The 26852-nt window shown below is 69.8% G+C and carries 29 protein-coding genes and 1 pseudogene; 6 read left to right on the top strand and 24 right to left on the bottom strand.

Features of this window, described 5'->3' with window-relative positions; translation table 11 throughout:
* Positions 1 to 258 precede the first annotated feature (258 nt).
* Positions 259 to 1374, bottom strand: a complete 1116-nt coding sequence (locus AC07EJ_RS10440) for a PP2C family protein-serine/threonine phosphatase (protein ID WP_389488844.1) — start codon at positions 1372 to 1374, stop codon at positions 259 to 261.
* Positions 1375 to 1616: 242 nt separating this feature from the next.
* On the opposite strand from AC07EJ_RS10440, the gene AC07EJ_RS10435 reads away from it, so the two are divergent.
* From AC07EJ_RS10435 to AC07EJ_RS10420, 4 genes are all read left to right on the top strand, one after another.
* Positions 1617 to 1817, top strand: coding sequence for a hypothetical protein (locus AC07EJ_RS10435; protein ID WP_389488846.1), 201 nt, complete (start codon positions 1617 to 1619; stop codon positions 1815 to 1817).
* A 309-nt stretch (positions 1818 to 2126) separates the two neighbouring features.
* Positions 2127 to 2354 carry a ferredoxin gene (locus AC07EJ_RS10430; RefSeq protein ID WP_389488848.1) on the top strand — a complete coding sequence of 76 codons (228 nt, stop codon included), beginning with the start codon at positions 2127 to 2129 and terminating at the stop codon, positions 2352 to 2354.
* A complete protein-coding gene (locus AC07EJ_RS10425) occupies positions 2344 to 3738 on the top strand; it encodes an NAD(P)/FAD-dependent oxidoreductase (RefSeq protein WP_478884047.1) in 1395 nt (464 codons plus the stop codon). The genes AC07EJ_RS10430 and AC07EJ_RS10425 overlap by 11 nt, the downstream gene beginning before the upstream one ends.
* A gap of 39 nt (positions 3739 to 3777) precedes the next feature.
* Complete coding sequence (locus AC07EJ_RS10420) at positions 3778 to 4986, top strand: cytochrome P450 (protein WP_393586705.1); 1209 nt, start codon at positions 3778 to 3780, stop codon at positions 4984 to 4986.
* A gap of 190 nt (positions 4987 to 5176) precedes the next feature.
* Here AC07EJ_RS10420 and AC07EJ_RS10415 read toward each other — a convergent pair whose 3' ends face one another.
* The 5 genes from AC07EJ_RS10415 to rpsB all read right to left on the bottom strand — a co-directional run bounded on the left by AC07EJ_RS10415 (position 5177) and on the right by rpsB (position 9963).
* Positions 5177 to 6424 (bottom strand): phosphatidate cytidylyltransferase, encoded by a 1248-nt coding sequence (locus AC07EJ_RS10415; RefSeq protein ID WP_389488852.1) that lies wholly within the window; start codon positions 6422 to 6424, stop codon positions 5177 to 5179.
* Between the two features lie 7 nt (positions 6425 to 6431).
* The gene (gene frr, locus AC07EJ_RS10410) at positions 6432 to 6989 is read right to left on the bottom strand and encodes a ribosome recycling factor (RefSeq protein ID WP_093780078.1); all 558 of its coding nucleotides are present in this window, start codon (positions 6987 to 6989) and stop codon (positions 6432 to 6434) included.
* A 124-nt stretch (positions 6990 to 7113) separates the two neighbouring features.
* Positions 7114 to 7884: a UMP kinase gene (gene pyrH / locus AC07EJ_RS10405; protein ID WP_100595086.1), complete on the bottom strand. Its 771-nt coding sequence runs from the start codon at positions 7882 to 7884 to the stop codon at positions 7114 to 7116.
* 210 nt (positions 7885 to 8094) lie between these two features.
* Entirely contained in the window at positions 8095 to 8931 is an 837-nt protein-coding gene (tsf, locus tag AC07EJ_RS10400) for a translation elongation factor Ts (protein ID WP_389488855.1), read from the bottom strand.
* A gap of 93 nt (positions 8932 to 9024) precedes the next feature.
* Entirely contained in the window at positions 9025 to 9963 is a 939-nt protein-coding gene (gene rpsB, locus AC07EJ_RS10395) for a 30S ribosomal protein S2 (protein WP_389488857.1), read from the bottom strand.
* Positions 9964 to 10247: 284 nt separating this feature from the next.
* On the opposite strand from rpsB, the pseudogene AC07EJ_RS10390 reads away from it, so the two are divergent.
* Positions 10248 to 10745 (top strand): annotated as a pseudogene (locus tag AC07EJ_RS10390) (murein hydrolase activator EnvC family protein); the annotation flags it as partial.
* A gap of 345 nt (positions 10746 to 11090) precedes the next feature.
* On the opposite strand, the gene AC07EJ_RS10385 reads toward AC07EJ_RS10390, so the two are convergent.
* The 18 genes from AC07EJ_RS10385 to proS all read right to left on the bottom strand — a co-directional run bounded on the left by AC07EJ_RS10385 (position 11091) and on the right by proS (position 25750).
* A complete protein-coding gene (locus tag AC07EJ_RS10385; protein ID WP_389488904.1) occupies positions 11091 to 11648 on the bottom strand; it encodes a TetR/AcrR family transcriptional regulator in 558 nt (185 codons plus the stop codon).
* A 104-nt stretch (positions 11649 to 11752) separates the two neighbouring features.
* Positions 11753 to 12589, bottom strand: a complete 837-nt coding sequence (gene whiG, locus AC07EJ_RS10380; RefSeq protein WP_389488859.1) for an RNA polymerase sigma factor WhiG — start codon at positions 12587 to 12589, stop codon at positions 11753 to 11755.
* A 347-nt stretch (positions 12590 to 12936) separates the two neighbouring features.
* Positions 12937 to 14097, bottom strand: coding sequence for a DNA-processing protein DprA (gene dprA, locus AC07EJ_RS10375; RefSeq protein WP_389488861.1), 1161 nt, complete (start codon positions 14095 to 14097; stop codon positions 12937 to 12939).
* Positions 14094 to 15713: a YifB family Mg chelatase-like AAA ATPase gene (locus AC07EJ_RS10370; protein ID WP_478884046.1), complete on the bottom strand. Its 1620-nt coding sequence runs from the start codon at positions 15711 to 15713 to the stop codon at positions 14094 to 14096. Before AC07EJ_RS10370 ends, dprA begins: the two co-directional genes overlap by 4 nt.
* Positions 15713 to 16096 (bottom strand): YraN family protein, encoded by a 384-nt coding sequence (locus tag AC07EJ_RS10365; protein WP_389488865.1) that lies wholly within the window; start codon positions 16094 to 16096, stop codon positions 15713 to 15715. The genes AC07EJ_RS10370 and AC07EJ_RS10365 overlap by 1 nt, the downstream gene beginning before the upstream one ends.
* Before the next feature lie 128 nt (positions 16097 to 16224).
* A complete protein-coding gene (locus AC07EJ_RS10360; RefSeq protein WP_008745401.1) occupies positions 16225 to 16533 on the bottom strand; it encodes a DUF2469 domain-containing protein in 309 nt (102 codons plus the stop codon).
* 55 nt (positions 16534 to 16588) lie between these two features.
* On the bottom strand, positions 16589 to 17110 hold the full coding sequence (locus AC07EJ_RS10355) for an NUDIX hydrolase (protein ID WP_389488868.1): 522 nt from the start codon (positions 17108 to 17110) through the stop codon (positions 16589 to 16591).
* Positions 17100 to 17855 (bottom strand): signal peptidase I, encoded by a 756-nt coding sequence (gene lepB / locus AC07EJ_RS10350; protein ID WP_389488870.1) that lies wholly within the window; start codon positions 17853 to 17855, stop codon positions 17100 to 17102. The genes AC07EJ_RS10355 and lepB (AC07EJ_RS10350) overlap by 11 nt, the downstream gene beginning before the upstream one ends.
* 59 nt (positions 17856 to 17914) lie before the next feature.
* On the bottom strand, positions 17915 to 18898 hold the full coding sequence (lepB, locus tag AC07EJ_RS10345; RefSeq protein WP_389488872.1) for a signal peptidase I: 984 nt from the start codon (positions 18896 to 18898) through the stop codon (positions 17915 to 17917).
* Positions 18786 to 19871, bottom strand: coding sequence for a signal peptidase I (lepB, locus tag AC07EJ_RS10340; RefSeq protein ID WP_389488873.1), 1086 nt, complete (start codon positions 19869 to 19871; stop codon positions 18786 to 18788). Before lepB (AC07EJ_RS10340) ends, lepB (AC07EJ_RS10345) begins: the two co-directional genes overlap by 113 nt.
* On the bottom strand, positions 19864 to 20562 hold the full coding sequence (lepB, locus tag AC07EJ_RS10335) for a signal peptidase I (RefSeq protein WP_389488876.1): 699 nt from the start codon (positions 20560 to 20562) through the stop codon (positions 19864 to 19866). Before lepB (AC07EJ_RS10335) ends, lepB (AC07EJ_RS10340) begins: the two co-directional genes overlap by 8 nt.
* A gap of 45 nt (positions 20563 to 20607) precedes the next feature.
* Entirely contained in the window at positions 20608 to 20958 is a 351-nt protein-coding gene (rplS, locus tag AC07EJ_RS10330; RefSeq protein ID WP_054235359.1) for a 50S ribosomal protein L19, read from the bottom strand.
* 133 nt (positions 20959 to 21091) lie between these two features.
* Entirely contained in the window at positions 21092 to 21913 is an 822-nt protein-coding gene (gene trmD, locus AC07EJ_RS10325) for a tRNA (guanosine(37)-N1)-methyltransferase TrmD (RefSeq protein WP_326710940.1), read from the bottom strand.
* Positions 21913 to 22515 (bottom strand): ribosome maturation factor RimM, encoded by a 603-nt coding sequence (gene rimM / locus AC07EJ_RS10320; RefSeq protein ID WP_478884045.1) that lies wholly within the window; start codon positions 22513 to 22515, stop codon positions 21913 to 21915. Before rimM ends, trmD begins: the two co-directional genes overlap by 1 nt.
* A gap of 101 nt (positions 22516 to 22616) precedes the next feature.
* Entirely contained in the window at positions 22617 to 22856 is a 240-nt protein-coding gene (locus AC07EJ_RS10315) for an RNA-binding protein (protein WP_030361979.1), read from the bottom strand.
* A gap of 2 nt (positions 22857 to 22858) precedes the next feature.
* Positions 22859 to 23299 (bottom strand): 30S ribosomal protein S16, encoded by a 441-nt coding sequence (gene rpsP, locus AC07EJ_RS10310; protein ID WP_127829943.1) that lies wholly within the window; start codon positions 23297 to 23299, stop codon positions 22859 to 22861.
* Positions 23300 to 23554: 255 nt separating this feature from the next.
* Complete coding sequence (locus AC07EJ_RS10305) at positions 23555 to 24151, bottom strand: hypothetical protein (protein ID WP_389488882.1); 597 nt, start codon at positions 24149 to 24151, stop codon at positions 23555 to 23557.
* A 168-nt stretch (positions 24152 to 24319) separates the two neighbouring features.
* Positions 24320 to 25750 (bottom strand): proline--tRNA ligase, encoded by a 1431-nt coding sequence (proS, locus tag AC07EJ_RS10300; RefSeq protein WP_478884044.1) that lies wholly within the window; start codon positions 25748 to 25750, stop codon positions 24320 to 24322.
* 233 nt (positions 25751 to 25983) lie between these two features.
* Here proS and AC07EJ_RS10295 point away from each other — a divergent pair, with 233 nt between their 5' ends.
* Entirely contained in the window at positions 25984 to 26847 is an 864-nt protein-coding gene (locus AC07EJ_RS10295; protein ID WP_478884043.1) for an SAM-dependent methyltransferase, read from the top strand.
* Positions 26848 to 26852: the final 5 nt, after the last annotated feature.

The following is a 26852-nucleotide window of genomic DNA, read 5'->3' as shown; positions in this document are numbered from 1 at the left end:
GTGACCTGGGGCTCACGAGAGGGAGGGGGCGTCAATGGTCGTCCCTGGTGGTCGTGGGCGTGGTCGTGGGCCCTCCCCTGACGACCCGCAGACGGCCCGGCGCCTGTCCGCCTCGGGCAACATCTCTGCAGGTGGGCGCCCGACCGCCCCTCGCCCAGGGCATGCGGGCCATTGCCGCCTCAAGGCTGTCGCTCGCGTGACGGCGAACCTTGAGTGCCTGCCATCGAAGGTCGAGTGGTGCAGGAGAATGCTGGGTGATCAGGTCCGGGGCGTGGCGGTGCGCTCTATGGCGATCATGGCGGCGTCGTCGTTCAGGTGTCCGCCGACGTGGTGCAGCAGGTCGCGCCGGAAGCGGCCGAGGAAGGCGTCGGGGTCGTTCTCGGTCCATCCCGTGATGCGCTCGGCGAGCGGGTAGAAGGTGCCGGTGGAGTCGCGGGCCTCGGTGACGCCGTCGGTGTACAGCAGCAGGAGGTCTCCCGGCTCGAGCTGGAAGCTGTCGACGCGGTATTGCGGATACGTCAGTTCGCCCAGGCCCAGCGGAGGTGCGGGATAGAGGGCGTCCATCGTCGTCGGTCGGCCGTTGCGCAGGACGACCGGCGGCGGGTGCCCGCAGGCGATCATTTGGACCCGGCCGTCCCGATCGGGGATGTCCAGGATGTTGGCGGTGATGAACGTCTCCCCGTAGCAACCCGTCTCGCCCGGCTCCATCAGGTCCCAGCACACGCTTCGGTCGAGGTAGTTCACCAGCTCGCCCAGGCTCGCCTGGCGGTGGGCAGCGACACGGAAGGCTCCGAGCAGCAAGGCGGCGTCATTGACCGCGGTCATCCCCTTGCCCCGCACGTCACCGACGATCAGCCGGGTGCCGGAGGTGGTGCGCGCCGCCGCGTACAGATCCCCACCGATCTGGGCCTCGGCCTCTGCTGCAAGGTAGAGGGAGGCCACGCGCAGCGACCCGATCTCCTTGGGCAGCGGCGGCAGGACCACACGCTGGGCTGCCTCGGACACGTACCGCACTTGCGCCAGCACCTTTGCGCGACGCTCCCGGAAGACACAGAAGATCACCAGGCTCGTGCCGACCAGCACCAGGGCGACGATCTGTGCCTGGTGGTTGGACGAGAGCATCTCGTCGGGATCGCGCACCAGCCCGATGATCGTCTGCGCGATCACCGCCAGTGCAGAGACCAGGCCAACCGACCAGGGCCCCCCGAACAACGGCGTGATCGCCGGGGCCGCGACGAGCAGCGGACCCAGATGGATGTCGGGCGGAGCAAGAAGGTCGACCACGGACACCGCAACAATCCATGCGATCGGGATGGCGAGCAACGCCCGCCCCGCTCGCACCGGCCGTCGAAGTCCTTCGAGGCGCTGCGGCATGACTCCTGTCTACACCGCCCTTGCTGGGCTCGCACCGGCGGAGGCGGGCGGTGCGGTCGCCTGCCCCCGGCCCTGACGACCAGGAACTCTTGCCACTCGATTTCAATGGCGCGATTCCGGTGACCGTCAGCCTTCGGTGGCAAGGATCAACATTCGACGGCACAGGACGAGGACGCTTCAGACCCTCATGTGGGGTGTGTTTGGACGTGCACCGAAAATCGAACACATGCTCTACTGGAGGCATGCCGCACAACGAGCATTCCCGCGACATCGTGCAGGTCCAGCGCGACTGGATCCGCACCTACAACGCCCTCGCCGAGGCGCCGACCGGCAGTAATACACGCCTGCGGCGGCGTCTGATCGATCTGTCCCGCCGCCTCGTCCAGGACGTCCCTCGGGAGCAGCTCGCAGACCTGCGCCAGCAGGCTGAGGAGAATCCGTGACCCGCGCCCGACGGTCTTGGGACGTCACGGAGCGCCGGCTCGCGGGACCACCGGCTCAGCCGACGTCCGACGGCACTCACCCCATTTGACCCGTTCCCCTCCGCGGCGCGGGACCCGGCGTGCATCAAGCCCGGATCACGGATGACGCGCAGGTCAGAAGTCGCAGAACTGATGAGCGCCGCGTCGCCTTGCGAGACCTGGGCGCTGGGCTGAACCTGAAGATGAGGCGTGTTTTCCGACCATATGGACCGAGCGCAGACGGCTGCGGGGCTCGGCCACCGCGGCCCGTGCAGGGAGCAGCGGATTCCCATGAGGCTTGTCGTCGATCTCAACCGGTGCCAGGGGTACGCGCAGTGCGTTTTCCTCGCCCCGGACGTCTTCGCTCTGCACGGGGAAGAGGCGCTGCTGTTCTCCCCTCGCTTCGACGAAGAACAGCGTGACCGGGTGGAGAAGGCTGCTGCCGCCTGCCCGGTCCAGGCCATCCTCGTCGACTACTCCGATGAGCCGACAGAGCGGGTTGAGCCCGATGTCGGCTGACACGGACGTCGAGGTCCTGCGGCGCGAGGGCCGCATTGTCGTGGTCGGTGCCTCGCTGGCCGGACTGCGCGCGGCGGAGACCTTGCGCGAACAGGGCTTCACCGGATCGCTGACCATGATCGGCGACGAGCCGTACGAGCCCTACGACCGGCCGCCGCTGTCCAAGCAGGCGCTGCTCGGGCGGGCACGGCCCGAGGACACCGCGCTTCCGCGGCGGCGGGACATCGACGCCGAGTGGCGTCTGGGAGTCGCCGCCGAGGCCTTGGACCGGGACACCAAGCAGGTACGCCTGACCAACGGCGACACCGTCCCCTACGACCGCCTGCTGATCACCACCGGGACCAGAGCGCGGCCTTGGTTCCACCCGGAAGAGGCCGCCCTGGACGGGGTGTTCGTGCTGCGTACCCGCGATGACTCCGCCCGCCTGCTCCGGAAGCTGACCGGAGGTGCGTCCCGGGTGCTGGTGATCGGCGCCGGTTTCACGGGCTCCGAGGTCGCCTCCGCCTGCCGGGAACTCGGCCTCGAGGTCACGGTCGCCGAACGCGGCCCGGCGCCGCTGGTGGGCGCGCTCGGCGGAGTCGTCGGCGCGGTCGCGGATCGGCTGCAGCGCAAGCACGGAGTCGACCTGCGCTGTGGGGTCAGCGTCACCGCCCTCGAAGGCGACGATGTGGGACGGCTCAAGCGCGCCCATCTGTCGGACGGTGCGGTGATCGACGTGGAGGTGGCGGTCGTCTCGCTCGGGGCCATGCGGAACACGGAATGGCTCGCCGGCTCGGGAGTGGCCGCGGGTCCGAGGGGCATCGCGTGCGACGCCGGGTGCCGGGTGTTCGACGTCAACGGCATCGTCACCGACGACATCTACGCCGCCGGCGATGTCGCACGCAGCCCTCACCCGCTGTTCGACTACCAGTTCCTGGCGCTGGAGCATTGGGGCAACGCGGTCGAACAGGCCGAGATCGCCGCCCACAACATGATCTGTGCTGGTCCGGATCGCCGCCCGCACCTGTGGCTGCCGATGTTCTGGTCCACCCAGTTCGGTGTCAACATCAAGTCGGTGGGTGTGCCCACGCTGGGCGACCAGCTGGTCGTCGCCCAGGGGGCGCTCGCCGAGGAGCGGTTCGTCGCGGTGTACGGGTACCGCGGCCGCGTCATCGCCGCGGCCGCCTTCGACGGAGCCAAGTGGCTGGGGTTCTACGAGCAGCAGATCGCGTCCGGCGCCCCCTTCCCGCCGGAGTACCGCGCGGTCGACCGCCGGACCGAGACGCTGCATCCGATCGACCCGGCCTTCCCCGACCCCCATCTGCCCACCCATGGGGCCACGGTCACGCTGACGGGTCACTCGCCGAGCGAGCGGCGTGTCGCGTTCGTTCCGTCGCATGCCTGATCACCGGCCCTGTACCGACCGGAGCCCTCAGGAGTCACCATGACGTCCGGCAGCATCGTCGCTCAGATCACCGACTACGCCAATCGGGCCGATCCGTACCCGCTCTACGCGGAGCTGCGCAAGACTCCGGTCAGACGGGAGGACGACGGCACCTACGTGGTCAGCACCTACTACGAGGTGCGGAGCCTGGCCAACGACCCGCGGCTGAGCAACGACACGAGCAACCGCCCAGCCGGCCATGACCGCCCCGGGCAACCGGCGGCGGAGAGTGGCCTGCCGCCCAGCTTCATCTTCACCGACCCGCCCGTGCACGACCGGCTGCGCGACACGATCAACCGGCCGTTCGGTCCCCCGCACAGCCCCAGATTCCTCGACGGCCTGCGCGGAGAGCTGGCCAACGTCGTCACCGAGCTGCTCGACGCCTTCGAGGACAAGGACCAGGTCGACATCGTCGAGGACTTTGCCTACCCCCTTCCCGTCACCGCCATCTGCAAGGTCCTGGGCGTGCCGCGCGAGGACGAACCGCTCTTCCACGCCTGGGCCGATGCCCTGGCGTCGTCAGTCGATCCCCAGTCCGGCGACGACGGCGGCCCGGAAAAGGCACAGCGGGCACGCCAGGAGCTGGGCGCCTACCTGAGCGATCTGATCGAGACCAAACGCCGCCACCCCGGCCCCGGGATCCTCAGCGCGCTCGCCCCCGACATGACACCGGCAGACCTGGAGGCCACCGCGGTGCTGCTCCTGGTCGCCGGCCACGAGACCACCGTCAACGCGATCACCAATACGACCCTCACCCTGCTGCGCCACCCCGACATCCTCGAGCGGTTCCAGAAGGACCCGGAACTGGCAGTCCCCATCGTCGAGGAAGTGCTGCGGTACGAGCCCCCGGTCCAGTTCGTCCCGTGGACCACCGCCCTGGCCGACATCGACATCGCCGGCACCACGATCCCTAAGGGCTCGCCGGTCTGGCTCATGGTGGCCGCGGCCAACCGTGATCCCCGGCGCTTCGAGGACCCCGACCGGTTCGATCCCGACCGCAAGGACAACGAGCACCTGGGCTTCTACACCGGCATCCACTACTGCTTCGGCGCCCCTCTCGCCCGCATGGAACTCCATTTGGCTGTGCCCGAACTCTTCCGCCGGGTCAAGTTCTCCCGGCTGCTGGAGGACCCGCCGCCGTACCGTGCCAACGCCGTACTGCGCGGCCCGCGCCATCTTCCCGTGGCCATCGAGGGCCTGACGGACTGAACACCACTGAAGCGGGGCCGGCCGGGGAGGATGCCAGTGGCTCGGATCGACATGGGTCGATCCGCATCAGTTCTCCGGGCTCAGGCATGACCCTTCCGGTATCGCAGACGTACGACAACGGGCCCGCCGCCCTGTGGACAACGAGCCCGTCACCCGCATTCACGCAGGTCAGCCGGAATGTGCGGCCCGGTCAGCCGGCCCCGACGAAGATCACCAGAAGCAGCCAGACCACCGGCGCCGTAGGCAGCAGCGAGTCCAGGCGGTCCATGATCCCTCCGTGTCCGGGGAGGAGCGTGCCCATGTCCTTGATCCCCAGGTCGCGCTTGATCATCGACTCGCCGAGGTCGCCGAGGGTGGCGCTGGCCGCGACGGCGAGCCCCAGCAGCAGGCCCTGCCACCAGACCCCGTCCTCGATCAGGAACTGCATGCACAGCGCGCCTGCGGCCATCGCGAACGTCACCGCGCCGACCAGGCCCTCGCGGGTCTTGCCGGGGCTGATGCGCGGGGCGAGCTTGTGCTTGCCGAAGCGCCAGCCGATCGCGTACGCGCCGGTGTCGCTGACGACCGTCAGCAGCAGGAACGTCAGGACGCGCTGCGGCCCGTCGTCCGCGGTGAGCATGAGCGCCACGAACGTCGCGAGGAACGGGACGTAGAACGCGGCGAAGACTCCGGCCGTGACATCCCTGAGGTAGCCCTCGGGGGGCTCCGTCATGCGCCAGACCAGAACCGCGAGCGCGGTGAGCGCCATCGCGACCCAGGCGCCCTCGGTGCCGCGGACGTATCCGGCGACGACCATCGCCGCGCCGCCGACCGCGAGCGGGACGAGCGGCGCCTTGATGCCCTTGCGCTCTTCCAGCCGCGAGGTGAGCTCCCAGAGGCCGACAACGACGGCCACCGCGATCACGCCGATGAACACGGCCTTGACGATGAAGAGCGACGCGACGATCACCGCTCCGAGCCCCACCCCGACTCCTATGGCTGCCCCGAGGTCACGGCCCGCGCTCTTCTTCGGCGGTGCGGGGGCGGGCTGTGCGGCGCTTGGCATGGGCTCCTGCCGGCTCTCGTGCTGCGCCTCGTGCGGCGTCACATACGGCGTCTGATGCTGCGTCTGGCGGTGCGTCTGATGCTGGGTTTCGTGCCGAGTGCTCTCGCGCGGCGGCTCGTGATGCGACCCGTGGGAGTGCTCGTCCCGGCTCCCGCTCGGCGACTCGTCGCGGAACAGGGGACCGCTCGGCCGAGCAGCCCCCCGATCGTCGTCCTGGTCACGACCACCGGCGGGTTCGTCGGGCATTTCGGGCACGATGGGCATGGGCCGAGTCTCCTCAACCGCATGCTGTTCGTACGCGGGACCCGCCGGGGAAGCCCCCTGGGAAGGCCCCTGGTCGGGCGGCCCCCAGTACCCGGCTCCGGTCGGCGCTCCCCAGGAAGAGTCGTTCACGGATTCCTCAGACCTCGAGCAGCTCGGCTTCCTTGTGCTTGAGCAGCTCGTCCACCTGGGCGACGTACTTCGCGGTGGTGTCGTCGAGCTCCTTCTCGGCGCGGCGGCCCTCGTCCTCGCCGACCTCGCCGTCCTTGACGAGCTTGTCGATCGTCTCCTTGGCCTTGCGGCGGATGGAGCGGATCGAGATCTTGGAGTCCTCGGCCTTGGTCTTGGCGACCTTGATGTACTCCTTGCGGCGGTCCTGGGTCAGCTCCGGGAACGTCACACGGATGATGTTGCCGTCGTTGCTCGGGTTGACGCCGAGGTCGGAGTCGCGGATCGCCTGCTCGATGTTGCGCAGCGCGCTCTTGTCGAACGGGGTCACCACGGCCATCCGCGGCTCGGGCACCGAGAACGAGGCCAGCTGGTTGATCGGGGTCAGCGCGCCGTAGTAGTCCGCCACGATCTTGTTGAACATCGCCGGGTGCGCACGGCCGGTGCGGATCGCGGCGAAGTCCTCCTTGGCGACCACGACAGCCTTCTCCATCTTCTCCTCGGCCTCGAGGAGGGTCTCTTCGATCACCACTTGCTCCTGCGTGTCTTGAGTGAGGCCCGGCATGCGCCCAGGGCAGCCGGCTGCGTCGTGAGTCTTTCCTGCACGGTGTCCGACCGGCAGGACATTGTCCATCCCCTGGCGGGGGGTCGTGTCAGGCCCGCGTTCCGTGGTCGCCCACGAGCGTGCCGATCTTCTCACCCTTGACCGCCCGCGCGATATTGCCCTCGGCGAGCAGTTCGAAGACGAGGATGGGCAGCTTGTTGTCGCGGCACAGCGTGATCGCGGTCATGTCGGCGACCTTGAGGTCGCGGGTGATGACCTCGCCGTAGCTGAGCGCGTCGAACTTCACGGCCTCGGGGTTGGTCTTCGGGTCGGAGTCGTAGACCCCGTCCACCCCGTTCTTGCCCATGAGCAGCGCCTCGGCGTCGATCTCCAGGGCGCGCTGGGCGGCGGTCGTGTCGGTGGAGAAGTACGGCATGCCCATACCGGCGCCGAAGATGACGACGCGGCCCTTCTCCAGGTGGCGCACGGCGCGCAGCGGGATGTAGGGCTCGGCGACCTGCCCCATGGTGATGGCGGTCTGCACGCGGCTGTCGATGCCCTCCTTCTCCAGGAAGTCCTGGAGTGCGAGGCAGTTCATGACCGTGCCGAGCATGCCCATGTAGTCGGAGCGGGCCCGGTCCATGCCGCGCTGCTGGAGTTCGGCGCCGCGGAAGAAGTTGCCGCCGCCGATGACGACGGCGATCTGCGCGCCGTCGCGCACGACGGCCGCGATCTCACGGGCGATCTTGTGCACCACGTCGGGGTCGACGCCCAGACCCCCGCCACCGGCGAACGCCTCGCCGGACAGCTTCAGCAAAAAGCGCCCCGCGCCTTTGCCGTCGTCGCTCTTGTCGCCTTTGTCGGCCTTGGTGGTGGTCATGGTGATCTCGCCTCTTTACTTGGCACACATACAAAGAAGGCCATTGCCGGTGGGGTGTTGTTCGCATCCCATACTCGGCAATGGCCTCCTCGTCACATCTGCGGTCGTCCGACGCGGACGCGCGCGTGGCGGCGTACGCGGGAGACTGCTGTCGACCCTACTGGGATCTCGTCGACCCTGGCGGTGTCTTCCGGCGGTCGCGGGACGGACTCAGATGCCGACCTTGATGCGCGAGAAGCGCTTCAGGGTGACACCGGCCTCGTCCAGGACCTTCTGCACGGACTTCTTGTTGTCCAGCGCGTACGGCTGGCCGAGGAGGGTGGCCTCCTTGAAGAAGCCGTTGACGCGACCCTCGACGATCTTCGGGAGCGCGGCCTCGGGCTTGCCCTCGGCGCGCGTGGTCTCCTCGGCGACGCGACGCTCGGACTCGACGACCTCGGCCGGGACGTCCTCACGGGAGAGGTACTTCGGCGCGAAGGCGGCGATGTGCTGCGCGATGCCCTTGGCGAGGTCGGCGTCGGCCTTGTCCAGCTCGACCAGAACACCGATCTGCGGGGGCAGGTCGGGCATGGTGCGGTGCATGTACGCGGAGACGTACGCGCCGGAGAACTGCGCGAAGCGGTCGAGGACGATCTTCTCGCCGAGGTTGGCGTTGGCCTCGTCGACGTACGCCTGGACGGTCTTGCCGGGCTCGATCTCGGACGCGAGGAGCGCCGTGATGTCGGCCGGGTTCGTCTTGGCGACGTGGGCGGCGAGGGAGTTCGCGACGGCCTGGAACTTGTCACCCTTGGCGACGAAGTCCGTCTCGCACTTCAGCTCGAGGATGACGCCAGAGGTGTTGTCGTCGGCGATGAGGGAGACGACAGCGCCGTTCTCGGCGGAGCGGCCCTCGCGCTTGGCGACGCCCTTCTGGCCCTTGATGCGCAGAGCCTCGACGGCCTTGTCGACGTTGCCGTCGGCCTCGTCGAGCGCCTTCTTGCAGTCCATCATGCCGGCGCCCGTGAGCTCGCGGAGCTTCTTGACGTCAGCGGCGGTGTAGTTCGCCATGATCCTGAAATTCTCTCTCGAAGTCTGAAAGATCTACGGGTGAACGGCGGGGGCCGACTCGGCCCCCGCCGTCAACTACCGAACCGGTGAGGTTCAGGCCTGCTCGGCGTCCGCGGCCGGAGCCTCGGCGACAGCCTCGGTGGTGACCTCGGTGGTGACCTCGGTGACGACCTCGGCCTCGGCGTCGGCGACCTTCTCCGTCTCGGCGGAGGTCTGGACCTCAGCCTCGTCGGCCGGCTTCTCGTCAGCCTTCTTCTCACCCTCGAGCAGGTCGCGCTCCCACTCGGCGAGCGGCTCGCCCGCGGCCTTCTCGCCCGGCTTCTGGTCGCCAGTGGCGGCACCGGAGCGGGCGATGAGGCCCTCGGCGACGGCGTCGGCGATCACGCGGGTGAGCAGGGTGACGGAGCGGATCGCGTCGTCGTTGCCCGGGATCTTGTAGTCGACCTCGTCGGGGTCGCAGTTGGTGTCGAGGATGGCGACGACCGGGATGTTGAGCTTCCGGGCCTCACCGACCGCAATGTGCTCCTTCTTGGTGTCCACGATCCAGACGGCGCTGGGCACCTTGGACATCTCGCGGATACCGCCGAGGGTCTTCTCCAGCTTGGCCTTCTCGCGGGAGAGGACGAGCAGCTCCTTCTTGGTGAGGCCGGACGCGGCCACATCCTCGAAGTCGATCTGCTCGAGCTCCTTGAGGCGCTGCAGACGCTTGTAGACGGTCGAGAAGTTGGTGAGCATGCCGCCCAGCCAGCGCTGGTTGACGTAGGGCATGCCGACGCGGGTCGCCTGCTCGGCGATCGCCTCCTGCGCCTGCTTCTTCGTACCGACGAACATGACCGTGCCGCCGTGGGCGACGGTCTCCTTGACGAACTCGTAGGCGCGGTCGATGTACGACAGCGACTGGAGCAGGTCGATGATGTAGATGCCGTTGCGCTCGGTGAAGATGAAGCGCTTCATCTTCGGGTTCCAGCGACGGGTCTGGTGACCGAAGTGGACGCCGCTTTCCAGCAGCTCCCGCATCGTGACGACGGCCATGGCCGTACTCCTTGGGTTCTCGGTTGCCGCGACCGCAGGATTGCTGTCGCGCCTGACGCCCCGCGCGCTGTGCCACGAGGGACCGAGGAGCGCGGACACCGTCACGAATGACCTGGTGTTGGGGCGTGCGAAGTCGATCCGGTGACCCGGATCGCCATCAGAAGTGTACGGGACCCGCGACGTGCCGGGTGACGCCGCTGTCCACAACCGGCCGGCAGTCCACAGTTCCGGTCCAAGATCCCCGCGGATCGCGTCGGGACGGGACCGTTCAGGGCATGCGACTGATGTTGATGCTGACGATGACCGCGGCCCTGGCGGGCCTCGTACCGCCCCCGCCCGTACCCGCCGTGGCCGGCGCCTGGCCGGTGGGGACGAGGCCCCCGATCGTACGGGGCTGGGCTCCGCCGGCGACGGAGTACGGGCCCGGTCACCGCGGAGTGGACCTGGCCGCCCCCGTCGGCGCGCCGGTCAGAGCGGCGGCAGGGGGCCGGGTGACTTTCGCGGGCCGCGTGGCGGGCAGAGGAGTGGTGGCGGTGGAGCTGTCAGGGACGGGCGATCCCCCTCTCCGGACCACATACGAACCGGTGACCCCATCGGTGAAGAAGGGCGACCGGGTAAGGCCGGGCGAGGTGCTCGGCGCGCTGGAACCCCCAACAGCCCACTGCGGCCCGACCTCCTGCTTGCACTGGGGCCTCCTACGGGGACACACGTACCTCGACCCACTGTCCTTACTCCCGCCACAACTGCTGCACCGCGGTCCGTCACGCCTGTTACCGGTACCGGGGACGGCTGGTGTGGGGGTGTGGACGGGTCCCGCACCGGGGCGCCTCGCACCGCGGCTGGTCCCGCCGCCGGCCCCGCCGCTGTCGGCCGGATCGACCGCTGCCGCTGGTACGGCGATGGGTGCCGCTGGTACGGCGATGGGTGCCGCACCCGGGCACTTCCCACCGCCACTGGTCCCGCTGCTGCCTGTCAGAGCGACCGCCACCGTGAGGGCGGGAATGCGTGCCGCGCCGGGGCTGGTCCCGTAAGGCCGAGGTGAGGGCGGTCCGCTGCCGCTCGTACGGCGACGGGTGCCACGCCGGGCACTTCCCACCGCCGCCGGCCGCGCCCTGGCCCGCCCCGGATCAGCCGCTGACGCCCCGTAGGGCCATGCTCACGGCCGCCTCGGTAATGGCCGAGGGGTCCTCCGCCGCGCCCAGTTCGATCCGCCGGACCGCCGCGTCCACGACCCCCTGAAGGAGCATCGCCGCGAGTCGCGGTTCCGCGTGGCCCATTTCGCCGAGTGCCTCGACGATCATCGCGACCAGCCCGCCGTGCGCGGCGCGGATCTTCTCCCGGGCCCCTGAGTCGAGTTCACTCGCCGAGATGGCGACGACGGCGCGGTGCCGACGGTCGCCCACCAGGGAGAGCTGCTCCCGCACATACGCCTCGACCTTGCCCTCGGGCGTACCGGCACGCTCCATCGCCGTGGAGACCTCCGCCGCCCAGACGGGGAAGTCGACCTCACAGAGCTCCTCGACGACCGCGGCCCGCGACCGGAAGTACTCGTACACGGAGGACCGGGCGAGCCCGGTGCGCTCGGCGAGCGCGGGGAAGGTCAGCGCCTCCGTCCCGCCCTCGGACAGCAGGGAGCGCGCCGCGTCCAGAAGGGCGCCGCGCTGCATCGACCGGTGCTCGGCCACTGAGGCCGCTCGAATCCTTGGCACGTCACCACTTTACGGACGGGACGCGCGCCGCGGGAGTCGTCCCGCCCCGCACACGTCCCGGCAGGGACGATTCCGCAGGGTCAGCGCCGGAAGCTCGCCAGCTTCGCACGCAGCTGGAGGACGGACTTCGTGTGGATCTGGCTGACGCGGCTCTCGGTCACCCCGAGGACGTTGCCGATCTCCGCGAGGGTGAGGCCCTCGTAGTAGTAGAGCGTCACCACAGTCTTCTCGCGCTCCGGCAGCGTGTTGATCGCACGTGCCAGGTACCGCCGCAGTTCGCGGTCCTCGGCGACCTCGACGGGGTTGTCCGCAGCCTGGTCCTCAAGGGTGTCCATCAGGCTGAGCCGGTCGCCGCTCTCGCCGCCGACGTGCAGCAACTCCTCCAGAGCCACCACGTTCGCGAGGGACAACTGACTGAAGATCGCGTGCAGTTCCTCGACCTTGATGCCGAGCTCCGCGGCCACCTCGGCCTCGGACGGAGTGCGCCGCAATTGCGCCTCGAGCGTGGCGTACGCCCGCTCGACGTTGCGCGCCTTCTGCCGCACGGAGCGCGGAATCCAGTCGAGCGCACGGAGTTCGTCGATCATGGCGCCCCGGATCCGGGTGATCGCGTACGTCTCGAACTTGATCTCGCGCTCGATGTCGAACTTCTCGATCGCGTCGATCAGTCCGAAGACCCCCGAGGACACGAAGTCGGCCTGTTCGACATTGGGCGGCAGCCCGACGCTGACGCGGCCCGCGACGTACTTGACCAGCGGCGAGTAGTGCAGGATGAGCTGCTCGCGCAATCGACCGTCGCCCGTCGCCTTGTACGACCTCCACAACTCCTCGAGCGACGAGGGAGCGGGAGGCCGCACGCTGCCACGGGCAGCGGGGGGAACCGCAGCCCGGTCAGACCCGGAGGTGTGCTGGGGCATTCGTCGCCTTGTGCCGTTCTGCCGTGAACTGGGGTTTTGTGCGCCTGGCGCCGGACTGGTGGGGAAGGTCCCAAGTTACCTGTCTGATGCTCAGTTGCCGATCTGCTCGTGGTTGCTCGTCATTGCCGGGCTGGTTGCGGATTGAACCGAACGAGCCGGAATCCTGGTGAGCGTAGCGTGACTGGAGTGTCGCAGTGTGCGAAGGCTATGGGATCGCGCGTGCGCAGATACGTTCCGTTGGGCGACTTGCGGAGTCACAACCGTCGCTGTACGTGACCGGGCGGAAACGCCAACACCCCGTAACACCAAGGGGTTCGGCCGTCATCCGGACGGCGCAACACGCTCCGTCACCGATCATCTCCTTCCGGCAAGACAGGCTGCACCGCCTGGCGTGTCAACTGCCAGCCATCGCTGTGTCGTTCGACGAACCCCAGTGAGCGCAGTTCGTACAACCTCCCGATCGCGTCGTCGACTCCGATGCCCGCCGCTCGGGCGATGTCCCCCGCCCCTGAGGTTCCGCCCGCGGGCAGCGCCGCCAGGACAGCCGCGGCACCCGGCGCGAGAAGGTCGTGCGGCAGCACGGGACCGCGCCGCACCGGTGCGAGCTCTCCCATGTCCCCGACCAGTTCCATGACTTCCGCCGCGTCGGTGACGAGAACCGCTTCCCCGCGCAGCAGTTCGTGCACCCCTGCGGAGCGGGTGCTCGTGACCGGCCCAGGAACCCCCATCGTGTGACGGCCGAGACGCTGCGCCCAACGCGCCGTGCCGAGAGCTCCACTGCGGTAGGCGGCCTCCACGACGACGGTCCCCCGGGTGAGCGCGGCGATCAGGCGGTTACGGAGGATGAATCTGCTCCGCGTCGGATGATCACCGGGCGGCAACTCCGCGATGACGAGCCCCTGTTCCGCGATCCGCTCGATCAACTGGACGTGGCCACGCGGATAGGGCCGGTCGACTCCGCAGGCAAGGACCGCCACGGTGGCACCACTCGCGCCGAGAGTCCCGCGGTGGGCGGCCGCGTCCACGCCGTACGCCCCGCCCGACACGACGACGCTGCCGCGCTCCGCGAGCCCCGCACCGAGGGTCGCCGCCACCCGCGCCCCGTAGTCCGTGCAGGCCCGCGCCCCCACTACCCCTACGGACCGCAGCGCCCATATCCGCAGGGACGGCCGCCCCCGCACCCACAGGGCGACGGGGCGCGCGTCGCCTAGATCGTCGAGCTGGCCCGGCCACTCGGTGTCTCCGGGACACACGATCCGCGCGCCCACGCCCGCCGCCAGTTCCAGGTCACGCTCGGGCAGCACGCCGGCCGCTCTGGCCCGCAGCCCTGCCCAGCGGCCCTCGCTCACCCCGGGCAGCGGCTCCCCGCCCTCGACGATGCGCCGCACGACCTCCGCCGCCCCGACCTCCCGCAGCCACCGCCCCACTGTCTCGTCGCCGGGCTCGACGATTCTGGTGAGGGCGGCCCTGGCGAGCCGGATCCCGTCGGAGACCTCCGCCGCGCTCATGCCGGCCCCCCGATGGCCATGGCCACACCGCGCGAGATCCCGGTGCGCAGCTGAAGGGCGAGCGCCACGTCCTGCGCGCGTGGGCGGTCGTGGCCGCAGAGGTCGGCGACGGTCCAGGCCACCCGGAGCACGCGGTCGACGCCCCGGGCGGTCAGGAAGCCGCGTTCCAGATCGGTCTCGACCTCGTCCATGGCCCCCGGCGCCGCGGGCCACCGGGTGCGCAGCGCGTGCCCGGGCACCTCGCTGTTGGTCCGCCAGGGCGTGTCCGCGAGCCGTGCCGCGGCCCGCTCCCGGGCGGCCCGCACCCGCTCGCGGACGACGACGGTGGTCTCACCCTGTGCGCCGCTCCCGGTCAGCTCCGCACGCGTGACGGGCTCCACGTCCACTTTGAGGTCGACCCGGTCGAGCAGCGGCCCGGAGAGGCGGGCCTGATAACGCCGGACCGCCGCCGGCGGGCACTCGCAGCCGGCGCCCATGAGCGAGTGGTTGCCGCACGGACACGGGTTGGCGGCCAGGGCCATCAGGAAGCGGGCGGGCAGCCGCACCACCCCGGCACTGCGGGCGATGACCACGTGGCCCGACTCCAGCGGCTGGCGCAGCGCGTCGAGTGCCCGGCCGCTGAATTCCGGCGCCTCATCCAGAAAGAGCACCCCTCTGTGAGACAACGACACGGCGCCCGGCCGCGGGACGCCCTGTCCGCCGCCGACGAGCGACTGCATCGTCGCCGAGTGGTGGGGCGCGCAGTAGGGAGCGGCGTCGACCAGCGGCTTGCCCGGCGGCAGCATGCCCGCCACCGAGTGGATGGCCGTCACTTCGAGGGCTTCCTCGCGAGTGAGCGGCGGCATGACCAGCGGCAGCCGCTCGGCGAGCATGGTCTTGCCTGCGCCGGGTGGCCCCTGGAGAAGAACGTGGTGGGCTCCGGCGGCGGCGACCTCGATCGCCGTGCGTGCGGCGCGCTGGCCGACGACATCGGCCAGATCGAGGATGTGCGCGTCGTGCGGCATCCCGGCGAGGCCCACACCGAGGCCCTGGCCCGGGATGCTCAGGCCCGCGAGCATCGGGTCGGGACGTCCGGTCTCGTCGGGCGGCTCGTCCGGGACCGGCTCGTCCGTGAGGACGGCGATGAGCTGGCGCAGGCTGCGTACGCCGAGGACGGAGATGCCCGGAACGAGCGCGGCCTCGCCGGCCGAGCACTCCGGGACCACGACCTGCTCGTAGCCCGCGTCGGCGGCGGCCAGGACGGCCGGGAGCACCCCGCGAACGGGCCGTACGCGGCCGTCGAGACCCAGCTCGCCGATCATCACGACATCGGAGAGGACCCGCGGGTCGATCCGCTCGGCCGCGCCCAGTACGGCGCTCGCGACAGCCAGGTCGAATCCGCTGCCGCTCTTGGGTACGGACGCCGGGCTGAGCCCCACGGTGAGTTTCTTCTGCGGCCACTCCCCGCCAGAGTTGACGACTGCCGCCCTGACCCGGTCCCGACTCTCCGACAGGCTCTTGTCGGGGAGCCCGACCAGCGTGAAGGCGGCGACCCCGGGCTCCAGATCGGCCTGGACCTCGACGACCACCCCCTCGACGCCGACGAGGGCCACGGAACATGTGCGCGCGAACCCCATCAGGCCACGCCCCGCGCATGCTCGACGACGGGAGCGCCGCGCTCCGGCAGCAGGACCCCGATCAGATCGATGCGTACGCCGCCGGGTGGCGCTCCCCCGTGTTCCTGCACCCAGCGCGCCGCGAGGTCGCGCAGCCGCTGTGCCTTGACGGGCGTGACCGCTGCCATCGGATGCTCGAAGGACCCGGCGCGGCCGCCCGCCCTGCGGGTCTTCACCTCGCAGACGACGAGCGCGTCGCCCTCCCGGGCGACGATGTCGATCTCACCGGTCCTGCCCGCACGCCAGTTGCGCTCGATGACCGTCATTCCGGACTCGGCCAGCCGCCGAGCGGCCAGCTCCTCGCCGTACTTTCCCAGTGCGCTGCGTGCCTTGGACGCGTTCATGTCGGCACCACCTCCGACGCCCACGCTGAGGCATGGGCGCCGAAGAAGTGGATCTTGGTGAACTACTTACGGGTTGTGGATAACCCCGCCACCCAATCCAGCGAACTCACCCACCCAGCGGCTCCGGCTCACCCGCCCGGCAGCTCCAGATCGGTCTTGTTCAGCTCCTCGATATTCACGTCCTTGAACGTGAGTACCCGGACCTGCTTCACGAACCGTGCGGGCCTGTACATGTCCCACACCCAGGCATCCGCCATGGATACCTCGAAGAAAACCTCACCCTGGACCGAGTGCACCTGCATCTCGTAGTCGTTGGTGAGGTAGAAGCGCCGTTCGGTCTCGATCACGTATTTGAACAGACCGACGACGTCGCGGTACTCCCGGTAGAGCTTCAGCTCCATCTCGGTCTCGTACTTCTCGAGGTCCTCGGCGCTCATGGCATGTTCCCCTTCAGCCGTGCGTCCCCCTATTGTGCGTCAGCCCCGTGGGCCTCTAGACGATTTCCGTGTCGAGGACTTCAGGGTGGCTCGGGGGACCCTCGTCGAGCAGCCGTTCCAGCAGCCCGGCGAGCCTGGTCGGATACACCGTCTCATGTGCCTCGGTCAGTTCCCGGCACGTCCACCAACGTGCTCCGGCGACACTGCGCCGTTCCAGCTCGGTCAGGCCCTCCCCGGCGATCTCCGACCCGGCCACCGCTGCGGTCGTACGGCCCAGGAAGTACCACTCGTCCTGGTCCCAGCGCCGCCCGTCGAACGGGAAGGAACAGGTGCGCCGCCACAGGACCGGGCCGAGCTCGACGTCCGTGATGCCCGTCTCCTCCGCGAGCTCGCGCAGCGCGGCCTCCTCGCGGGTCTCGTCGCCCTCCAGGCCGCCGCCGGGAGTGAACCACCAGTCGTCGGCGGTGTCCCCCGGCTCGTGCCCGTGCAGCAGCAGAATGCGGTCGTCGGGGTCGAGCAGCACGACCCTTGCGACCTTCCGCAGCTCCCGGCCGGCGCCGGACGGCTCAGCCCGCAAGGGCCCGCTCCGCCGCCGACGCGCGCGACCGGCCGCGCCCCTTGCTTGCGCGCTTGGCGATCGGCCCGTACGCGGCACCGCCGAGCACCAGCACGGCGCCCGCGACCACGGCGGCCAGGACCAGCTTCAGGGGGCCCGGCTGGGAGAGTCCGCCCGGCAGCGCCTCGAAGCCGGTGGGCCGCGCGAGCATGCCGTTCATCGGCCAGGCCACGGCGTCGACCCGGGCGGCAACGGCGCTGCGCGGCACCGTTCCGTGGCTGGAGTCGCCGATGTGGACGCTGGAGTCGAGGGAGCCGCTGCGCTCGTCGCCGAGCAGGAAGAGGCGGCCCTCGGGGACCGTGGTGGTGGGGATGCCTGTGGCCGAGGGGCCCTGCCCCTTGGGGAGATACGGTTCAGCAATCTCCTTGCCGTTGACGGTCAGTTTGCCGGCCTTGCAGCAGGCGATCTTGTCGCCGCCGATGCCGACGACTCGCTTGACCATGGGCATGTCGCCCCACGCCGACTCCGTGAAGACGACGACGTCGCCGCGCTTGACCTCACTGCCGTCGATGCGCTGCGCGAGGACCCGGTCACCAGCGCCGATCGTCGGCGTCATCGACTCGGTGGGCACGGTGTACGGCTGGTACACGATGGCGCCCCACACGAACCCGCCCAGGAACAGCACACAGCCGAGGGCCACGGCCAACCCCGACAGCGTGCTGCCGAGCCGGCCATGGCCCTCGTCCGTACGACGTGTCCTGCTCATCCCAGTTGCTCCCCGCCTCGGAGATTCGCCGCGGAAGATCGGCGATCTGGGACGGCACCCTACCCGGCGGTGTTCGCCTCAGAAACCCGGGTGTTCCCCTGGGTAAGTCGGCGCCGGCGCCACAGTACGAGCGGCGCGGCGCCCGCGAGCCCGAGCGCGCCCGGGGCCGCTCCCAGTGCGGCGCTGATGCCCGGCTGGTCGAAGGTGTCCGGCACCGGCAGCGTCGTCCAGCGGGTGGGCGGCCAGGCGACCACAATCGCGCGGCCCACGACGTTGTCCACGGGGACGAAGCCCTGGTTGCTGTCCTGCTGGTGGTACCGGGAGTCCATGGAGTCCTGGCGGTGGTCACCCATGACCCAAACTTTGCCAATGGGTACGGTGACCTTGAACTTGCCGCCCACATTGTCGTCGCTGCACGGGGTGTTCCCCGGGTAGACGTACGGCTCGTTGAGCGCCAGGCCGTTGACCTTGAGCGGTCCCGTCCCGTTGCACTCGATGGTGTCGCCGCCGACGCCGATGACGCGCTTGATGAGGTCCTTCTCGTTCGTGGACGGCATGAGGCCGATCCAGCCGAGGAGGCGCTGCACCGGATTCGGCTCGGCCGTCGGCTCGTCCTTCAGCCAGCCGTCCGGGTCGTGGAAGACGATGACCTCGCCGCGCTCGGGCTCGGAGCCGAACCACGGCGTCAGCTTGTCGACGAGCACGCGGTCGCCGATCTGCAGGGTGTTCTCCATCGACGCCGACGGAATCGAGAACGCCTGCACCAGGAACGTCTTGATCACCAGCGCCAGGACCAGCGCGATGATGATGAGGAGCGGAAGCTCCTTCCAGAAGGAGCGGGGCTTCTTCGCTCCCCGGCCGCCCGCCCTGCCGGCGTCACCGGAGCCGTCGCCAGGGCCGTCGTCGCCCCGTCCACCGCCGTTCGCGGCGTCACCCTCGAGGTTCACGGCGCCCGTCGCGGCCGCTGCCGCTCCGTCGTCGGATCGCCCGGGCCGCTCGTCGGGCCCCTGCCCTGACCGTGCGCCGACCGCCAAGTCCCCCACATCCACTCCTCACTCCGTGCCGCTGCCTGTCGTCCCATACGCGATGCAGGCCCACCACTCCCATAACGAGCGGGAGTTCCGCAGGGCTCGGGAGAGGGATCATTCCGTTCAGATCCTCGGAGGCCACCCTATGCGACGGTCGCGGACCTGCGGCCGAACTGTTCTGCGCGGCGGCCACCGTTGCAAAGGTGTCCGGCTCCGGAAGCGTGCTCCAGTGACCGACCGGCCAGGCGATCACGCGGGCCCGACCGACGACCGACTCCTCCGAGACGGTGCCGCTGAAGGCCTCGGTGCGGTGGAAGCGGGAGTCGGCCGAGTTGGAGCGGTGGTCACCCATCACGAACAGGCGCCCCTTGGGCACCTTGACTTCGAATTCGAACTTCGACGGCACGTCTCCCGGGTGGATGTACGGCTCGTTCAGAGGCGTCCCGTTGACCGTCATCCGACCTTGCTTGTCACAGCACTTGACGGTGTCACCGCCGACCGCGACGACCCTCTTGATGAGGTCGCGTTCGTCGTCGGAGGGCAACAGGCCGATCCAGGTGAGACCCTCCTTCACCTGCTTGAGGCCGACAGGGGCGTCCTTCTTCGCGCCCTGTTCCTGTTCCAGCCACTTACCGGGGTCCTTGAAGACGACGACGTCGCCTCGGTGCGGCTTCGCGCCGAACCACGGGGTGAGCTTGTCGACCAGGACCCGGTCGCCGATCCTGATCGTCTGCTCCATTGAGCCGGACGGGATCACGAAGGCCTGGACGAGGAACGTCTTCAGGACGAGCGCTATCAGCAGCGCCACGCCTATGAGGAGCGGGATCTCCTTGATCGCGGAGCGCCGTCGGCGTCGCTTCACCTTGCGCGCCAGCCTGCGCCGCTCGGCACGGCCCGGCAGCGGCGGGCTGCCGGCGCGGCGCGTCCCGGTGGGCAGGCGGGTGTCGCCGCCGCCCCTGCGGGAGTGGGAGCGTCCGCGGTTACCCATGGGGACCGCCGGGTGCCGGCACGCGCGCGTAGACGTCGTTACGGGACAGGGAGCCCCAGTGGCCCGTCGGCCAGGCGACCCACTGGGCCCTGCCGATCACGTCGCCCACGGGGATCATGCCGCCGCCGGGCGCGCCCAGGTAGTCGCGTGAGTCCCGGGAGTCGCCCCGGTGGTCTCCGAGCAGGAAGAGGGTGCCGTCGGGCACGACGAGGTCGAAGGCGGCCTTCGAGGGAGTGTTGCCGGGGTACAGGAACGTGCTCTCGTCCACAGGTTCGCCGTTCACGCCGATCCTCCCCTTGCTGTCGCAGCAGACCACATGGTCTCCCCCCACGCCCACGACCCGCTTGATGTAGTCGGCGTCACCGAAGTACCCGGTCCCGTCGAAGACCACGACGTCGCCCCGCTGCGGCTCGGCACCGAAACGGTACGCCAACTTGTTTACGAGAACGCGGTCCCCGACCCTCAATGCGGGCTCCATGGAACCACTGGGGATCTGGAAGGGCTGCATCACGAAGATGCTCAGCAGGAGCAGCGACACGAGGCAGAGCAGCGCCGACAGGGTCAGGCGGCCACCGGGAAGCCAGGACGCGGCCCACGGCACAAACGCGAAACGCGACCGCTCCTCCTCGCCCTCGTGTACGGAGGGGTGGGAGACGCGATCGCGTTCCGTTGTCTGTGCTTCGGTGTCCATCGAGGCCAGATGCTATCCGGCCCGCCTATGACCCCGTGCGCGCGCTCAGTTGTCGCGCTTCTCCTTGATCTTCGCGGCCTTGCCGCGCAGGTCGCGCAGGTAGTAGAGCTTCGCGCGACGCACGTCACCGCGGGTGACGAGCTCGATCTTCTCGACGATCGGGGTGTGCACCGGGAACGTGCGCTCGACGCCGACGGAGAAGGAGACCTTGCGGACCGTGAAGGTCTCGCGGACACCGGCGCCCTGGCGGCGGATGACTACGCCCTTGAACTGCTGCACACGGGAGCGGTTGCCCTCGATGACGCGGACGTGGACGTTGACGGTGTCACCCGGGCGGAAGGCCGGGATGTCGCTGCGCAGCGACGCGCTGTCGACGGAGTCGAGCAGGTGAGACATGATCGTCTGCTTTCTTCACCGATGCCACAGGTCATCGGCGGGAGTGTTCGAAATGAGGATTCGGTAGCTGATCGCGTCGGGCGGGCGTCGTTCCCCCTGTGGCAGGGGCGCACGCTGGACGTACAGCAGCGGCCTATTGTTCCACGGCTTCGGGGTCTCGCCCAAATCGGCCGTCGGGGCCCGGCCGCCACCCCAGGATGGAGAGCATCTCGCGGTCCTTCTTGTCGAAGACCGAGGGGTCGCAACGCTCCACGAGATCGGGCCTGTTGCGGGTGGTGCGCCGCAGCGCCTCGTCCCTGCGCCAGCGCGCGATCTTGCCGTGGTGGCCGCTGAGCAGCACGTCCGGGATGCCCTGTCCGCGCCACTCGGGGGGCTTGGTGTAGACGGGCCCCTCGAGGAGGTTGGCCATGGCGCCCGGCGCGAAGGAGTCGTCCCGGTGGGACTCGGCGTTGCCGAGGACCCCGGGCAGCAGCCGCGCGACGGCCTCGGTGACGACGAGTACGGCGGCCTCTCCGCCGGCCAGCACGTAGTCGCCGATGGAGACCTCGTAGACCGGCATCCGGGTCGCGTACTCGTCGATGACGCGGCGGTCGATGCCCTCGTAGCGCGCGGGCGTGAAGACCAGCCAGGGGCGCTCGGAGAGCTCGACGGCGAGCTCCTGGGTGAAGGGGCGCCCGCTGGGCGTGGGGACGACGAGGGCGGGGCCGTGGGACCCGGTCTCGTAGCCGTCGGCGAGCACGTCGTCGAGGGCGTCGCCCCAGGGGCCGGTCTTCATGACCATGCCGGGGCCGCCGCCGTAGGGGGTGTCGTCGACCGTGTTGTGCCGGTCGTAGGTCCACTCCCTGAGGTCGTGCACCCGTACGTCGAGTTGCCCGCGCGCGCGGGCCTTGCCGACGAGCGAGACGTTCAGCGGATCGAGGTACTCGGGGAAGATCGTGACGACATCGAGCCGCATCAGGCGCCGCCCGCCTCGGAGCCCTTGCCGGCGTCCTCGTCGGAGCCCGCGCCGGAGGCCTCGCCGTCGTCCCGGCTGGAGACGATCTCGGCGCGGTCGTCGATGAGTCCGGGCGGCGGGTCGATGATCGCCCGCTGCTCCTCGAGGTCGATCTCGGTGACGATCTCCTCGACGAAGGGGATCATCACCTCGCTGCCGTCGGGGCGCTCCACGATGAACAGGTCCTGCGAGGGCAGGTGCGAGATCTCGGTGATCCGGCCGACCTCGACACCGTCCGTGGTGACCACGTCCAGGTCCATCAGCTGGTGGTCGTAGAACTCGTCCTCGTCCTCCGGCAGCTCCTCCGGGTCGACCTCGGCGATCAGGAGCGTGTTGCGCAGCGCCTCGGCGGCCGTACGGTCGCGTACGCCCTCGAAACGCAGCAGGAGGCGGCCGCTGTGCACGCGGCCGGTCTCGATCGTCAGCGGCCCCGTGGAGGCGGGGTCGGTGGCGAGCACGGCACCGGGGCCGAGCCGCAGCTCGGGCTCGTCGGTGCGTACCTCGACGGTGACCTCGCCCTTGATGCCGTGGGCGCGGCCGATGCGCGCGACTACCAGCTGCACGTCAACAACTCTCCTGTCATACGGCCACGGGCCGGGGACGGCCCTGAGGCCCTCCCCGGCCCGAGCCGGTGCTTCATTTATCGCCGAACCGTTGATCCGGTTCAGTGAACCTGGTCCACGTCGACGAGGTCGACGCGGACACCGCGGCCGCCGATGGCGCCCACGACGGTACGCAGGGCGCGCGCGGTGCGGCCGTTACGGCCGATCACCTTGCCGAGGTCGTCGGGGTGAACCCGGACCTCGAGAACGCGCCCACGGCGCAGGTTGCGCGAGGCGACCTGCACATCGTCGGGGTTGTCGACGATGCCCTTCACGAGGTGCTCAAGAGCCTCCTCGAGCATGCTCAGGCCTCGGTGGACTCGGTGGACTCGGCCGCCGGGGCCTCGTCCGCCTTCTTGTCAGCCTTCTTGGCCTTCGGGGTGATGGCCTCACCCTTGGCGTCGTCGCCCTCGAGACCCTTGGTGAAGGCCTCGAACGCGGCGCGCTTGTCCTTGGGCTCCGCGACGAGCAGCGGCGCGGGGGCCGGCAGGCCCTTGTGCTTCTGCCAGTCACCGGTGAGCTTCAGGATGGCCATGACCGGCTCGGTCGGCTGGGCGCCGACGGACAGCCAGTACTGGGCACGCTCCGAGTTGACCTCGATGCGCGAGGGGTTCTGCACCGGGTGGTACAGGCCGATCTCCTCGATGGCCCGGCCGTCACGGCGGGTACGGGAGTCGGCGACGACGATGCGGTAGTGAGGCGAACGGATCTTGCCCAGACGCTTCAGCTTGATCTTGACTGCCACTGGAGTGGTGTCTCCTGGTCTTGACGTGGTTGGGCACAACGGGATGCCACGTGGGGTTGCGGTACTCGGAGTGCCCGATGGACGCGTCAGCCGGAGGCGAGAGGGTTCCTATGCGGCTGTCGAGTACAGCTAGCCATTGTGCCATACGCCGGCGCGGCGGCCGAACCCTCCCCCGGGCTCCGAAAGAGCAGGGTGAGGCCCCCGTCGCGCGCCCCGCAGCAGGTCGCGCGCCCTCACCGAAGATTCAGCCGGAGATCACCCGACGCCCGCGCCGACAACCTCCGGGATGCGGAACGGCTTGCCGCAGCCGCCGCAGACGATCGGGGCCTGGGCGAGGACCGAGGGCACCACGCGCACATTGCGCCCGCAGTCGCAGACCGCCTTGACGCGGACGCCGCCTCCGGAGGAGCCGTGCCGCGCGGCAGGGCCGCGGAAGCTGCGCTTGGTGTCCGCGGCCGTGGCCACGGTGTGCGCCTTGAGGGCGATCTTGAGCCGCTCGATCGTCGGCCGGTAACGCTGCTTCGCCTCGGGGTTGAGTGTCACCAGTGAGAAGCCGCTGCTGGGGTGCGGCTCCTCGGGGTGGTCGAGACCCAGCTCTTCGGCGATGGCGAGGAATCTGCGGTTGTGGTACCGGCCGGCGCGGGAGGTGTCGCGTACTCCGCGGGCGGCGGCGATGCCATGGACTGCCTCATGGAGGAGTCGCTCGAAGGAGAGCTCGTGTCCGCAGGCGGACGACGACTCCCCGATCAGGGATTCGGGCGCGGCTAGATCTGGCAGCTCAGGGTGGTGCCGCTGAATATCGGCCCACGCCTGTGCCAGCTCTGCGGCGAGAACAGGTGGTGTCGTGCTCACGTCGTGACAACGAGCCGGGATGCCTCTGTGTTCCTATTCCGGGGCATCTCAAATAATTTGCACGTACCAGTCAGTTGCCGCTCATGCGTCCGGACGAGGGCGGGTGCGCTGATCTGCGGAGAAGCCTCACAGCTCACACCAAGGTGGTGCGTAGGCGTACGTACGCCCTCAGTACGCGCGTGCCACGACGGCGACGTTACCCGCAGCGTCATCCGCGTCCGGCACCGCCCCGTCCTCGGTGACCAGACACCGTACGGAGACGGAGTGCTCGGCCAGTGCGGCCTCGCCCGCCTCGCCGAGCGTGGCCCACGGGATGCGGGCCCAGCCGCCGGAAGTGGCGGCCTCGACGGCCTCGTCGACCGTCGTCACATCCGTCGTACGGGACTCGCGGCGCTCGCGGGCCTGCTTCAGGAGCAGCGCCTGGTCCTCCTCCAGGACGGTGGGCAGCAGCGCGGGGAGCGCCTCGACGGCGACCGGCTCCTTGCCGCCCGGACCTTGCTTGTTCAGGATTCGCCTGGCCAGCATCGCCGTGCCGTTCTCCAGATCGCGCGGGCCGATCTCGACGCGTACGGGCACTCCCTTGAGTTCCCAGTCGACGGCTCGGCGGCCGAACGGGGTGTCCGTGCGGTCGTCGACATGGACGCGGATGCCGGCCGCCCTGAGGGCGTCGCCGATCTCGTGGACCTTGGCCAGAACCGCATCGTCCCCCTTGATGGCGAGCACCACGACCTGGATGGGGGCGAGCCGGGGCGGGATCCGCAGGCCGTTGTCGTCGCCGTGCATCATCACGAGGGCGCCGATCATGCGGGTGGTCGAGCCCCAGGAGGTCTGCCAGACCAGCTCCTGCTTGCCTTCCTTGGACAGGTACTGGATGTGGAAGGCCTTGGCGAAGTTCTGGCCGAGTTCGTGGCTGGTGCCCAGCTGGAGGGCCTTGCCGTCGCCCATCATGCCTTCGAGCGTGAGGGTGTTGATGGCGCCGGCGAAGCGCTCGCGGGCGGTCTTGCGGCCGAGGACGACGTCCATCGCGAGGACGTCCCGCATGAAGTCCGCGTAGACGTGCCGGTGGATGCGGGCAGCGAAGTCGCGGGCCTCCTCGTACGTGGCGTGCGCGGTGTGGCCCTCCTGCCAGAGGAACTCCGTGGTCCGCAGGAAGAGGCGGGGCCGCAGCTCCCAGCGCACCACGTTCGCCCACTGGTTGATGAGGAGGGGCAGGTCGCGGTAGCTCTGCACCCACTTCGCGAAATACTCGTTGACGATCATCTCGGAGGTGGGGCGGACGACCGCGGGCTCCTCCAGCTCCTTGCCGCCGCCGTGCGTGACCACGGCGAGTTCCGGCGCGAACCCCTCGACGTGCTCGGCCTCCTTGTGGAGGTAGGACTGCGGGATCAGGAGCGGGAAGTACGCGTTCTGGGTGCCCGTCTCCTTGATCCGGGCGTCCATGTCCTGCTGCATCCGCTCCCACAGGCCGTAGCCATACGGTCGGATGACCATGGTGCCGCGCACCGGACCGTTGTCGGCCAGTTCGGCCTTGTTGACGATGTCCTGGTACCAGCGCGGGAAGTCCTCGGCCTGAGGCGTGAGAACGGGTGTCTTGGCCATGGCGCGCATGCTACGGCGCGATGACGCCCGGCTTGCAACGCAATTACCCCCGTACGGCCGTGCGTCGCAGGTCCGCGCGCGCCGACCGCACGCCCTTGGGAACACCCCCTAGACGTGGCGACGGATGCGGAGTTCTCTGGCATACGGGGGAACTGCGAGCGCACATGTACGGGGCGGGATGAACCGCAGGAACACGCCACAGCAGCAACTCTCGGCGGATTGGGGCGCTTTCGATGACACCTACGCTCGTGCAGCGGCACCTCCCCCACGCGGGGCGCGTGCCCCGCGTGGACCTGTGCGCACGCGCGCGTGACTGGGCGGAGATACAGGAACGGATGCTGGTCCCGCTCTACGAAGCGGTCTACGAACGACTGGAGGTCGGCAGCGCGGCCGGCACCCGGCTTCTCGGCCTCGGCTGCGGCTCGGGACTCGCCCTTTTGATGGCGGCGTCGCGGGGCGCGGCGGTCACGGGCGTCGAGGCGGCCGAGCCCGAGCGGCTCGCACTGGCCAGAGAGCGTCTCGAGTGCGAGACGCGGGGCACGCGCGCGCGTGGCGACACGCGACTGGCGGAAGGGGGCCCCGCGGACGCGGCACAGCCGGACGACCCGCCGTACAACCTGATCACCGCGTTCCAGCCGATCGGCTGCGTGGCGGGCGACGCCGACGGGCTGGGCGCGCTCCTGGAGTCGGCGTCGCCGTTCGCGGAGCGGGGCACTCCCGTGGTGCTGGCCGGATGGGGTCCACCGGAGCGGTGCGCGACGTCGTCGGTCCTGCGGGTCGCGACGAAGCTCGCCGATCCGCTGGCCGGCACGGGCAGTTGGCGGCCCGCGCTCCGCGACGACCTGGAGGAGGTCACGCACCGGGCCGGCCTCAGGCCGGACGGCTCGGGCCGGGTCGCCTGTCCGTTCGGCTACGCGGACGTGGACAGCGCCGTGCGCGGACTGCTGTCGACGGGACTCTTCGACGCGGCGATCGGCGCGACGGACCGGTCCCAGGTCGAGAAGGAGGTGGCGGAGGCGCTGCATCCGCATCAGCGGCGGGACGGGACGGTGTGGATGCCGAACGTGTTCCGCTACGTGATCGCGCGCACCCCGTGACGGCC

The organism is Streptomyces sp. NPDC045026, assembly GCF_056432625.1.
This window is presented reverse-complemented; position numbering and strand designations above follow the sequence as displayed.

What these genes read in the sequence shown, in the direction of transcription:
- AC07EJ_RS10425 (WP_478884047.1), top strand. Translation starts at nt 2,344, where the DNA reads ATGTCGGCTGACACGGACGTCGAGGTCCTGCGGCGCGAGGGCCGCATT.
- AC07EJ_RS10420 (WP_393586705.1), top strand. Translation starts at nt 3,778, where the DNA reads ATGACGTCCGGCAGCATCGTCGCTCAGATCACCGACTACGCCAATCGG.
- lepB (WP_389488873.1), bottom strand. Translation starts at nt 19,871, where the DNA reads ATGGGTAACCGCGGACGCTCCCACTCCCGCAGGGGCGGCGGCGACACC.
- AC07EJ_RS10315 (WP_030361979.1), bottom strand. Translation starts at nt 22,856, where the DNA reads ATGCTCGAGGAGGCTCTTGAGCACCTCGTGAAGGGCATCGTCGACAAC.
- AC07EJ_RS10430 (WP_389488848.1), top strand. Translation starts at nt 2,127, where the DNA reads ATGAGGCTTGTCGTCGATCTCAACCGGTGCCAGGGGTACGCGCAGTGC.
- AC07EJ_RS10360 (WP_008745401.1), bottom strand. Translation starts at nt 16,533, where the DNA reads ATGAGCGCCGAGGACCTCGAGAAGTACGAGACCGAGATGGAGCTGAAG.
- lepB (WP_389488876.1), bottom strand. Translation starts at nt 20,562, where the DNA reads ATGGACACCGAAGCACAGACAACGGAACGCGATCGCGTCTCCCACCCC.
- pyrH (WP_100595086.1), bottom strand. Translation starts at nt 7,884, where the DNA reads ATGACCACCACCAAGGCCGACAAAGGCGACAAGAGCGACGACGGCAAA.
- AC07EJ_RS10295 (WP_478884043.1), top strand. Translation starts at nt 25,984, where the DNA reads ATGACACCTACGCTCGTGCAGCGGCACCTCCCCCACGCGGGGCGCGTG.
- proS (WP_478884044.1), bottom strand. Translation starts at nt 25,750, where the DNA reads ATGGCCAAGACACCCGTTCTCACGCCTCAGGCCGAGGACTTCCCGCGC.
- trmD (WP_326710940.1), bottom strand. Translation starts at nt 21,913, where the DNA reads ATGCGGCTCGATGTCGTCACGATCTTCCCCGAGTACCTCGATCCGCTG.
- whiG (WP_389488859.1), bottom strand. Translation starts at nt 12,589, where the DNA reads ATGCCCCAGCACACCTCCGGGTCTGACCGGGCTGCGGTTCCCCCCGCT.
- tsf (WP_389488855.1), bottom strand. Translation starts at nt 8,931, where the DNA reads ATGGCGAACTACACCGCCGCTGACGTCAAGAAGCTCCGCGAGCTCACG.
- dprA (WP_389488861.1), bottom strand. Translation starts at nt 14,097, where the DNA reads ATGAGCGCGGCGGAGGTCTCCGACGGGATCCGGCTCGCCAGGGCCGCC.
- rplS (WP_054235359.1), bottom strand. Translation starts at nt 20,958, where the DNA reads ATGTCTCACCTGCTCGACTCCGTCGACAGCGCGTCGCTGCGCAGCGAC.
- AC07EJ_RS10370 (WP_478884046.1), bottom strand. Translation starts at nt 15,713, where the DNA reads ATGGGGTTCGCGCGCACATGTTCCGTGGCCCTCGTCGGCGTCGAGGGG.
- rpsB (WP_389488857.1), bottom strand. Translation starts at nt 9,963, where the DNA reads ATGGCCGTCGTCACGATGCGGGAGCTGCTGGAAAGCGGCGTCCACTTC.
- AC07EJ_RS10365 (WP_389488865.1), bottom strand. Translation starts at nt 16,096, where the DNA reads ATGAACGCGTCCAAGGCACGCAGCGCACTGGGAAAGTACGGCGAGGAG.
- AC07EJ_RS10440 (WP_389488844.1), bottom strand. Translation starts at nt 1,374, where the DNA reads ATGCCGCAGCGCCTCGAAGGACTTCGACGGCCGGTGCGAGCGGGGCGG.
- lepB (WP_389488870.1), bottom strand. Translation starts at nt 17,855, where the DNA reads ATGAGCAGGACACGTCGTACGGACGAGGGCCATGGCCGGCTCGGCAGC.
- AC07EJ_RS10435 (WP_389488846.1), top strand. Translation starts at nt 1,617, where the DNA reads ATGCCGCACAACGAGCATTCCCGCGACATCGTGCAGGTCCAGCGCGAC.